Below are 11,354 nucleotides of genomic sequence, written 5' to 3' on the forward strand. Positions count from 1 at the left end.
TCCTTCGGCTTACACGTATAGAACCGGGTTGTCCTGTTCTCTTTCCGATTGAGATTTCAGCGTGGTATTGACTAGAAATTCAGTGATGTGCTTAAGCGTTGGATAGTCCATCATCACAGCAGGTGTCAGTTCAAGCTTGTACTTCTGATTGATTTTAGTAGAAAACTCGGTGAGCTTGACTGGATCGAATCCGTACTCCTTCAGTTCAATATCCGAATCTATTTCTTCGCTCTCTACTTTCAGGATTAGAGAGGCGAGTTGAATGATCGTTGCTTGTATGTCATCAAACAAGCTGATCCTGTTCGTATCCAAGTCTGATGCAAAATAGGCTGCTCTCGGCATTTCTTTTACTTTTAACTTGTTTTTAATGCTTGCCATGCTGGAAGAAATTTTGTTTGAAACGACTGCAACAGATTCGCTTGTATTGATTCCCTCCATATCGAGTGGCTTGATCGCTTTCATCAGCGCCAATTGATTCATCGGACCTGAAAGCAAGACTTCCAATGCCTCCATCCCTTCTGAAGGTTCAATCGAGCCTATGCCGATCTGTTTCATTCGTTCCTGATAGCCCTTGGACGCAACGATTCCAACACTGCCCCAGTATCCCCAGTTCATTACTTTCACCGCACACGTCCATTCCTCGGCAAGCTGCTGGGCGAAAGCATCTTTGAAGGCGCAGCCCGAAGCATAATTGCTTTGTCCAGGCGATTTCGTAAACGAGTTAATCGAGGAGAAAAACAGGACAAAATCCAACGGCTCCTCGCCAAACACTTGGCTCATCCGCACACTTACCTCTACTTTTGGTACCATTCCAGCGCGGAAGGTTGTCTCATCCATATTCGCCAGACTTCTATCAAGGAGAACAATAGCGGAATGAATTACCCCGTTAATCTTGCCATATTGCTTCTTGATCTCTTCGTAAGCAGATCGCAGCGACTCGCGATCCGTAGCATCGGCATCGATGTAGAGCGGTGCAGGTCCTAGGGCAGCAAGTTGATTTATTTTGTTCTGAATCGACTCATCTTTCTTGCGGCGACCGATCCAAATGATTTGTGCTTGATAGGTGCGGATCATGTATTCGCTCCACGCTTGTCCAATACCACCCGCGCCTCCAATCACAACATAGACTCCATGCTGTCTGTAGACGGTTTGGTTGATGGAAGGACTCTGCACGGGCATCAACTGCTGGCGATACCACGCGTGTCCACGATATGCCCAAGCGTTTCCTTGAGCATCGGCAGGCAAAGCAAAAATATCACGTAGCGGCCAATCGGCATGCGCTTCCAAATCGACGAGTCTTATCTTCCAGTTCGGATATTCCTTCGCCATCGATCCGATCAATCCGTGGATGCTGGCATGCGCTGGATGGACCGTATCTTTTTTGTAGATAGCCTGCGCCTGGACAGTTATGATCGTCCAGCCCAAGTCTCTCGTCTGATACCCCAACGCAAGCAAAGCCTTGATCAAGCGGAAAACATGAATAACGCCTCGCTCCTGCTCGATCATCAAGGACTCCTCTTTTACGGATTCCACAGAGCTATCAGGAGCAACCCACATGATATGATCGATCACACCCTGCTCTTCCAGCTTACTTGCGATAACCTCAATAGAGTCATCTGACTGAAGCGGTAAAACAGTAGCTTGAGGGTAATGACGTTGTAGAAGACTTCTGTCCTTTTCTTGGGCGCAAACGATGACTACTTGATCACTTGTCGCCGGAGTGACTTCACCTTTTTCTACAGACACAGCGTTCCATACTGGAGTGAGCATCGTGGTTCCCATCAGCGGTGGAGCGGAAGTCACTGTTTCCTGAGTCTCTTTCAACGTCGCAACCCGTTTTTCACTCCCAGTTGAAAAGCCTCTCATCCTCACGCCTATTCTGCCTGCCTCATCGCATAAATCGATATCTATTTTTGTTTGACTCTCCTCTTCATCACTAAATCGAATGAGAGCAAACATCACAGAATGATGATTCTCGAAGATCTCCAGCTCTTCAAGGGTAAAAGTACCATCTGGTTGGATGGGGCTGATGTTGTCAGATGATGTAGCCTCCGTGATGAGATAACGAGATGACTGCAACAAAGACTCCAACAAGCTAGGATGGAGAACGAATTGTCCTGCTGTCTCCATCGCAATTGAAGGCAAGGAGAGTTTTACCAGTACTTGTCCCCGCGTCCTGTATACGTGGTCAATCCCTTGAAAATTCAGATGATCAGCCATTCCACGTTCTTTTAACAGCTCGTAGCATTGTCGGGCAGTAAGCATCTCGCTGCTCTCGGCTTGCAAGGCAGCTAGATTCAAAGTTGGTGCTTCCACGAGCGAAGTGAATTCGACCATACCTTGGCTATGTACCACAGACCTGGTATCATCTTCTTTCGATTCGCTGTAGATTTCATAAGCAAGCTCTCCAGTGTCCTCTGGATATATACCCACGTGTACCTGAACCAGATCATCGCCCACCAATAGCGGATCATCTGTAGCAACATGAGTCATTCGGATTCCAGATAAAGTCCCCTCTCTACCTCCTGTTGCCTGTTTCACTGCCGCCCGTGCCATTTCCAGATAAGCAGTGAGTGGAAAGAGGCACTGCCCGTTTCCAATATGATTAGCCAAAAACGGCTCCTGCCCTGTAAAGCTGGAACTGTATCTCAGCTCATAGAGGTCAGAGGTGTTTTTATGAAGCAATGGATGGAGAATATCCCCGCTAGCCGAAGATGCTTCGGGCATACCTGTTGCTATTGGCTTTTGAATGTCTATCCAATAACGCTCTCTGGCAAAAGGATAGGTAGGCAAACTGACGCGGCGCGGCTTATCTTCGCTATTTAGCTTATTCCAATCAAAAGAGACACCCTTGACCCAAAGATTCATCAGTTTTGCGTATTTCCCCTTGGCAATCCATGTCTCCACTGTTTGCTTCATATCTTCATCAGCAAAAAGAGCTACCGTGTCATGGTTGCGTTTCACTCTCCCACGATACAAATCGGCAATGTTCTCTGCGCCTTCTGCAAAATGCGTTAGCTTTTCCGCAAGCTCATCAACTGATCTGACGAGAACAGCCAAGCGTTCTTCCAGCGCTTCCCGTCCTACTTGTAGTGTAAAAGCGATGTCAGCCAAATGGGCATCGGTGAATGATTCTTCTTTGATGGCCTTCAATAATCGATTCACTTGAGTGAACAGTCTCTCTTCGTTCTTCGCTGAGAGCACAATCACTTTTGGATGCTGTGGCTGAATGTTACTCTGGGGCTCTCTATCTTTTTCGAGATACTCTTCGATGAGGATATGGACATTGGCCCCTCCCGCCCCGAATGATGATAGCCCCGCGATTCTCGGATACTCCTTGGTTACTCCGTTGATTTCAATGGTTGGTCTTTGCCATTCTGTCAGCTTTTGCTGAACCGCAAATGGTGTATCACTGAAATCAATGTTTGGATTCATTACCTCAGTGTGTAGGGATGGTGCGATTTGACCGTATTTCATCTGAAGCAATATTTTGGTCAATCCTGCAATTCCTGCCGCACTCTCCGTATGTCCAATGTTCGACTTGGCCGAGCCGATCGCGCAAAATTGCTTGTCTTTCGTGTATTGTCCGAATGCGCGAGTCAGTCCCGCAATCTCAATTGGATCGCCCAAAGCGGTACCTGTACCGTGCGCTTCGATATAGCTGACGGTACGAGCATCCACTCCTGCCCGCTGCAATGCCTCATGGATTACCTGCGACTGCGCGATTGGGTTGGGAACCGTATATCCATTTGTTTTGCCGCCTGCATTGAGCATGCTTCCCTTGATCACGCCGTATATGTGGTCTCCGTCGGCAATCGCCTTTTGCAGAGGCTTCAATACGATAGCTCCCACACCTTCTCCATCTACAAAGCCGTCCGCTTGGTCGCCAAACGACTTGCAGCGGTCACCAGCAGATAGCATAGTCGCTCCAGACAGTCGAATATAGTGAAACGGATCAACGATTAAATTGACACCGCCAGCTATGGCACATTCACTTGTACCGTTATACAGGCTTTCCAAGGCTAAATGGATCGCCGTCAAAGAAGAGGAGCACGCCGTATCCACTGCTAGACTCGGTCCTTGGAAATTGAAGAAGTAGGAAAGGCGATTCGCAATCGACCAGTAGCTCGTTCCTGCTGGATAATTTCCATTCATGACACCAACAAACACACCAATTTTTCTGCTTTCTCCTAATGTGGCAGGAGTGTAGCCCGCATCTTCTAAACTGGCGTATGCCGTTTGTAAAAATAAGCGCTCCTGAGGGTCCATCTGCTCTGCTTCGTTAGGCGAAATTTGGAAAAACAGCGGGTCGAATTTATCCATATCCTTGATGAAACCGCCCCATTTGGTGTACATGTATCCTCTTTTTCCTTTTTCTTCGCTGAAATATTCTTGCCAATTCCAACGATCCTCCGGTACTTCCGTGATGCAATTCTTCCCTTCTTTCAGGCGAGTCCAAAACTCCCAGACATCCTCCGCTTGCGGATATCGACCTGAAAGACCAATGATCGCCACATCCTGTCTGGACGGCGCTGTTGGTTTTAACGATTCTGTATCAAGAACTTGCAGGAAACGGCGAGACTTTGCCTTTCGAAATGACGAGCCAGCTTGCTCTCTGGTTGGCTTTGCAGAAGCTACTGAGTTGGTTATTTGCTTTTGAACAGGCTGCTGTTCATCTATTCCTACTAATGCCTGCAATTCATTCGTTTGTGTTGTCATGAAATGCTCGACCAGCGCATCAATTGTTTGATATTCAAAAAAGAGGGTCGTGCTAATCTGATGCAATTTTTTCCGTAAGACATTCGTCATCTGCACAATCATAATCGAATCAATGCCATACTCTTCCAGGGCAGCAGAAGAGTCGATCTGGTCGAATGGAATTTTCAGTGTCTCTCCGACCAATTGCTTGAAATAGGCTATGCTTTTCTCTCGAAGCATAGCCTCTGTGCTCGTTCCTCTGTCTGCATGTGAAGGAATGGGTAGAGTGGAAGCTGAGGTCCCCATTGATTTCTGCTGTTGTTTGGACTTACGGACAACGCCGTCACTTTCAGCAATCATCAACTGTGGATAGGAGACAACTCGGTAGCCCTCTTCTCTCAATACTTTCTGCCAAGCTTCCAGAGGTAGTGAAAGACCTGCTGCGAGGTCTTTACGTACGTTTTGATCGGTCATCTCTTGTACTAGAAGCAGACCATTCCTTTTTAAGAGATTCTTGCAGTTACGCAGGGTTTGGCGAATTTGTTGAGCTGTGTGAAGTTTATCAGCTGTGATAATCAGGTCGTATTCATCAGCATTCATTCCTTGTTCACTTAACGCCGTTTCTGGATCAAAAACTTGGAAGCTCATAAAAGATTGATAGGCATGTAATTTTTGTGAAATCAAGGAACTGGTAGATTCTGTACCTGCTCCGATTTCGAGAATCCGTATACGCGCTGATGGATCCTGCTTCAATCTCTCCTTGATAAAGGCAGCCACCACATCAGCAAGTCCTTCATTTTCATGGGCAGACAGCTGTAGCAGGGATGGATAAAGTGCAGAGTGAACATCCACCCATTCTTCTACCTTCATCCCTTCAATGACAATAGGCTTTGTGATCTTCATGAAAGCAACTTGATCCATGGCTCCTGCGAGAAGTGTCTCTAAAGCTTGCATGGCTTCTTGCGGCTGAATAAGACCAATGCCGATTTGCTCCAAACGACGATAGGTCTCTACCATCTCTTGATGAGATTCTTCCACTTGCCCACTGCTCCAATATCCCCAATTGATCAGTTTCACCGCACATGGCCATGCTTGGGTCAATTGATGAGCATAGGCATCCTTAAAGGTACATCCGGCAGCGTAGTTGCTTTGCTTCGGAGCTTTCGTAACTGCCATGAGCGAAGAGAAGAATAATACGAAATCCAAAGGCTCCTTCTCAAACACCAAAGCGATGTTCACACTCACATCAACCTTAGACGAAAGCACTGCTCGGAAACCTTCCTCTTGCATGTTTTCCAAGCTTTCCTCAACCAAGACCATGGCAGAATGAACAACTCCGTCAATCCGTTTATACGTTTTCTTTATCTGCTCATAAGCTTGTTGCAAAGCGTTCTGCTGCGTTGCATCCGCTGCTATATAGGCTGGTGCTGGTCCAAAAGCGGCAAGCCTATCCATCTTCGCTTGAATCTCTTCATTTTTTTGACGACGACCAATCCATATGATCTGGGCTTGATAGGTACGAATCATATATTCGGTCCATACTTCACCGATGCCACCAGCACCGCCAATCACCAAATAAATGCCACCCTGCTTCATACGTGTCTGATCGATCGGAGGATGATCGACGGTAAGCAGCTGCTGGCGGTACCATTCACCCTGACGATAAACCCATGGACGCCCCTGACGATCTCTTGGCAGCCTCAACATATCATCCATTGGCCATTCAGATTCGGCCTCTACATCCATGAGTCGAATCTTCCAGTTTGGATATTCCTTTGCCATCGAACCAATTAACCCATGAATACTGGCGTGGCAAGGATTCACAACATCTGTATGGCAAATAGGCTGGGATTGAACCGTGATGACGCTCCACCCCAACTCCTTACTTCCGTATCCCAAGCGAAGCAAGGCTTTAATCGTTCGGAAGCATAGAATCACTCCCTGATCTTGCCCCGCGATTAATCGATGATCCGCCAAGGAATCTATCTCATCAAAAGGAGCGATCCACACCATATGATCAATGGAGGAACCAAGTTCTTCCAGTTGGTGTACGATTTCCTCAATCGTATTCTCAGCCTGAATGGACAACACTTTTGCTCGTGGATAGTATTGTTGAATGGCGCTGCTATTCTCTTCATTTCCCCCCACAATGACAATCTGCTCATCAGCACTAGGGAAAAGCTCCCCCTTCTCAACTGGAGTCACATCCCACACAGCGGACAGCATGAGATTCCCCACAGGAGGCTCCAGTGAGGTTACGGAAGAAGCTATGCTCGAAGAAACATGGTTCGCCTGCTTCCCGTCCTCCAGCACTCGCATGGAATATCCCTTTATTCGTACACAAACGGTTCCTTGGTCATCGCATAAATCAATATCCAGCTTCTGCACCTTGTCATCTGCGCTGCTGTTGGCACTGTAACGAACGTACGCCCACATCGAGGATGTGCACTTGTCGTGAATGTCGACCTCCTCCATGGCAAAAGGCAAGGAGGGCTTGCGACTGGAATCGCCATCAGCTGATGGGGTATCCTCCCCAACCATCATGAGCCCGATAGATGCCTGCAAAGCAGAATCCATTAAGCTTGGATGCAGTACAAAAGGATTCTCCGTTTCGGAGATGGAGGCTGGCAAGGCTAGCTTGGCTAATACTTTGCCCTCTCCTACATACAAGGTGTCGATCCCTTGATGAGCCGAACCATAATCCATTCCGATTGAATGAAAAATGCTGTAGCATTGTTCGGATGAAAACTCACGTTGACCGCACTCTGCTTGTAAGAATGGCAGATCCAAGGCATGTTTCTCAGCAACTGAATGAAGCATGATGCTACCCTGACTGTGTACGACGGGTTCTGTATCCGTAGCCTCCAACTCGCTATAGATTTCAAAAGTAATCTCACCATTCTCTTCGGGAACAAGACCGATATGTATCTGTGCAGGTTGGTCCCCCACAACAATTGGCCGTGTCCAAACCACGTTTTTGAGTTGAATCTTGGCTGGTTCTTCTGTCAGGGCAGCCGTTGCTTGCTCTGCTGCTGCTCTAGCCATTTCCAGATAGGCAACTCCCGGCAAGATTCTCTGATTCTTCACGACATGGTCCGTTAGGAAAAACTCCTGACCTGTAAAAGTGGAACTAAACCTCTGTTCAGAAAAATCAGAAGTATTCCGCTGCAACAGTGGATGAATCGCAGCTTCGCTCGTGAATGAGAATGGCGCTGCTGTCTTGCCGCTTACAGATTTACTTTTGCTTTCCGGAATCCAATAGCGATTCTTCGCAAATGGGTACGTTGGCAAGGGAACACGTCTAGGTTTGTTATTCAGGTAAAGCTGTTCCCAATCCATTTCATAGCCTGTCACCCATAATTCTGCGATTTTTCTGATGTTGCCCTCTGCAATCCAGCTTTGGATAAGCTGTTGAGAGTCCTGGTCATCGCTTAATAATCCGAATGACTCGTTGTTCGGCTTCAAGCTCCCTTCCCAACAAGTATCGATCGTATTCTCGCCTTTCGAATAAGCTTCCAATTTTCCGATCAGCTCAGGTATAGCCTCGACGACAAAGGCTACTCGTTCTTTCATCGCTTCTCGTCCAACTTGCAAGGTATACGCCACATTTTCCAGATCGATTTGCGTTTCTAAATCAGCAAAAGACTGAACTTCTCCCTCTATATCGTCTCGATGGTTAACCATGAGAGAAGCGATGACGGAAGCAATGGAGCTGCTTTGATCGAACTCCTTGATATCTAGCTGAATATGCAACTCCTCTTGCAGTTTTTGCTTTAGCTGTGTGATTTGAACGAGGTCTACTCCGTATTCATGCCACTCTTGTTCGATCTCAATGCTGTTTTCTCCCACATGAATAATACTGGATAAAATCTTGCGGAGCTTCTTCTCCAGCATTTCTTGAAGCTGATTGTCAGATGATGCCCCTTTTAGAAACTCCGCTACTTTTTGCGCATAGGCTTGCAATCTTTCCTTATTCTTGGCAGATAGCGGAATTATCACTGGGATAGTATTATGGCCAATTGCTTGCGCTTTCGGCTTTGTTTCAGCTGGGATGTATTCTTCCAAAATGATATGGGCATTAGACCCCGAAGCTCCAAACGAACTTACCCCTGCTCGTCTCGGAACGGTGACTTCTTGACCGTTTTCCATGATCAACGATTTCCATTCTTCTGTCCGTTGCTGTACATAAAAAGGAGATTGCGAAAAATCAATAAACGGATTCACTTCCTTTGCATGTAAGGAAGCAACGAGCGTTTTATGGTGAAGCTGAAGAACAGCTTTTTGCAGACCGCTGATACCCGCAGCAGATTCTGCATGTCCGATATTTGATTTCACCGAGCCTATGGAACAAAACTGCTGATCCTCTGTATATTGACGAAACGCTTTCACCAATCCTTGAATTTCAATCGGATCGCCTAAAGAAGTTCCGGTCCCGTGCGCTTCCACATAACGAATCGTTCTCGCGTCCACACCGCTCTTTTCTAGGCATGCTGTAATCACCTCTGCCTGAGCAACAGGGCTTGGTACGGAAGGCCCGCTCACCGATCCGACGTGGTTCACACTGCTTCCTTTTACCACGGCATAAATATGATCTCCATCCTCAATCGCTTTGCGCAATGGCTTTAACACGACGGTACCGACGCCTTCTCCAGAAACATACCCATCGCCATCCTTGCCAAAGGTATGACAATAGCCATCACTAGCGTGCATATCCATCATGCCATATGACAAATATTTGCCAGGATGCAAGGATAAATTGACCCCGCCCGCCAATGCAACCTCACATTCTCCGCGCTTGATGCTCTCCAGCGCCAAATGAACAGCCGTCAGAGAGGATGAGCATACGGTGTCAATCGCCATGCTCGGACCATGAAAATTACAGAAATAAGAAACGCGATTGGCAATCGGTGCATAGTTCAAGGATAACGGAAACATTTCTCCCCGAGACATCGCTTCCGCTCCGATGAGGGCATAATCCTTGTGCATCACGCCAACAAAGACACCAACCTGCCGTCTGTTACTGCTCCCCCGAGCCGGAACAATCGTCTTCGGCGTATAACCCGCATCTTCTATCGCTTCCCAGCACGTTTCCAAAAACAAACGCTCCTGGGGGTCCATCGTTTCTGCTTCCCGCGGCGATATTCTGAAAAATGGAGAATCAAAACAATCAGGGTCTTCGATAAACCCTCCCCATTTGGACATCTGCTTTCCTGAAGGGGATTTGAGTTCCCCAAACTGCTGCCAATCCCAGCGAGATTTCGGGACTTCTTTGATGCAGTCTTTGCCCTCTTTTAAATTCATCCAGAATTCTTGGAGATTTCTTGCCTCTGGATAACGCCCTGCCATCCCGATGATCGCAATTTCTTCATTGGCATTCGCTGCATGACTCTTAGAGATTGCTGATGAATCTACTACCCTGGCAGGTTGCGGAAACTCTTGGCTACCTTCCTGTTTCATCAAATCAAGCCCGCTGAATACGGAAGCATGATTCTCGGCAAGATAGGCGGCCAGCTCAGCGATATTCGTATACTCAAACAATAAAGTAGGAGACAGCGGCGTTCCTACTTTCGCTTCGACAGCCTTCACCACTTCCAACAAGCCCGGTGAGTTCAGCCCCATTTCATAGTAACCAATCTGCGTATCAATCAACGCGACTGGAACTTGTAATCGATTTGCCAGCAGTTGTTGTAAAAAAGTTTGTGCTTTACTCACGAAGGCAGATTGCGATTCATTCGCCTCATGAACAGGTCCTTTCGACAGAGATACCGTCTGCTTCGATGGTTGAATCTCCTCTCGAAGCTGAGGTACTTCTTTTTTATTGGGATTGATCAGACCAGGATCACGAACTAGCTTGCCCACAAAATTTTGCAAATGCGCTATTTTTCTACCTGATCTATCAAAGAACTCCATCGTCATATACATCAGTTCATTTTTTCGCTGGATGGATGAAGTTTGTACTCTGGCAAAGCAATGTTGCTGTAAAAGAGCGGAGGCCCGAAAAGATTCATAAAAAAGCGGCAAAAATAGCCGCTGTTCTTCTTGGACTACCGAGGTGAACATTACCATCGAGCCGATCGCGGACCCATCGATCAATGTCGGGTGAAACATGAACCCTTCCGCACTGGGAAGGGCATGTTTACCGAGTGAAATATCCATTACCGCCGCTGAATCTGTTTCGTAAATCGTTCCTTCTGCCTTCATAAAACCTGTATGCACCAATTTCTGGCGGCGGCATTGTTCATACACGTCTTGCAGATTGACCTTTTTGTTTGCCGCTCGCTCTATCATGGGAAGATCCAGCGTTTCATCGAACTGCGTAGAGGCACTTTGATGCATTTCAGCAGTGACATACAGCTTTTTCTCCGAGTCTAAAATGGCATTGCGCTGTGTCTGACCCTCCATCCGAATCTGCCACTGTCCTGCTTTGCCTTGCGTGCACTGAATGCTCAGCATGACATCATAATCTTGTCCCACCATGATCGGATGATAGATCGTTAGATTACGAAGCTCAAGCTCGCTGTAATCATGACCATTTTCTCGAAACATTTGATACAACAGATCAATATGGGCTAATCCGGGCAACAGTTCCTGACCGTGCGCTTTATGATTTTTGAGGATTGGATGGTTGATCGTTATGAGAAACTGATCATGCACTT

Annotated in this window: 1 protein-coding gene; it reads right to left on the minus strand. The window is 47.1% G+C overall.

Translation table 11 applies throughout. The annotated features are described in order from the left end of the window. Positions 1–9 precede the first annotated feature (9 nt). Positions 10–11,352 carry an SDR family NAD(P)-dependent oxidoreductase gene (locus ACM6JA_RS10355; RefSeq protein WP_414852204.1) on the minus strand — a complete coding sequence of 3,781 codons (11,343 nt, stop codon included), beginning with the start codon at positions 11,350–11,352 and terminating at the stop codon, positions 10–12. Positions 11,353–11,354 lie beyond the last annotated feature (2 nt).

This window comes from Brevibacillus sp. IT-7CA2 (assembly GCF_949767855.1).
In the GTDB taxonomy this organism is placed as follows: domain Bacteria; phylum Bacillota; class Bacilli; order Brevibacillales; family Brevibacillaceae; genus Brevibacillus.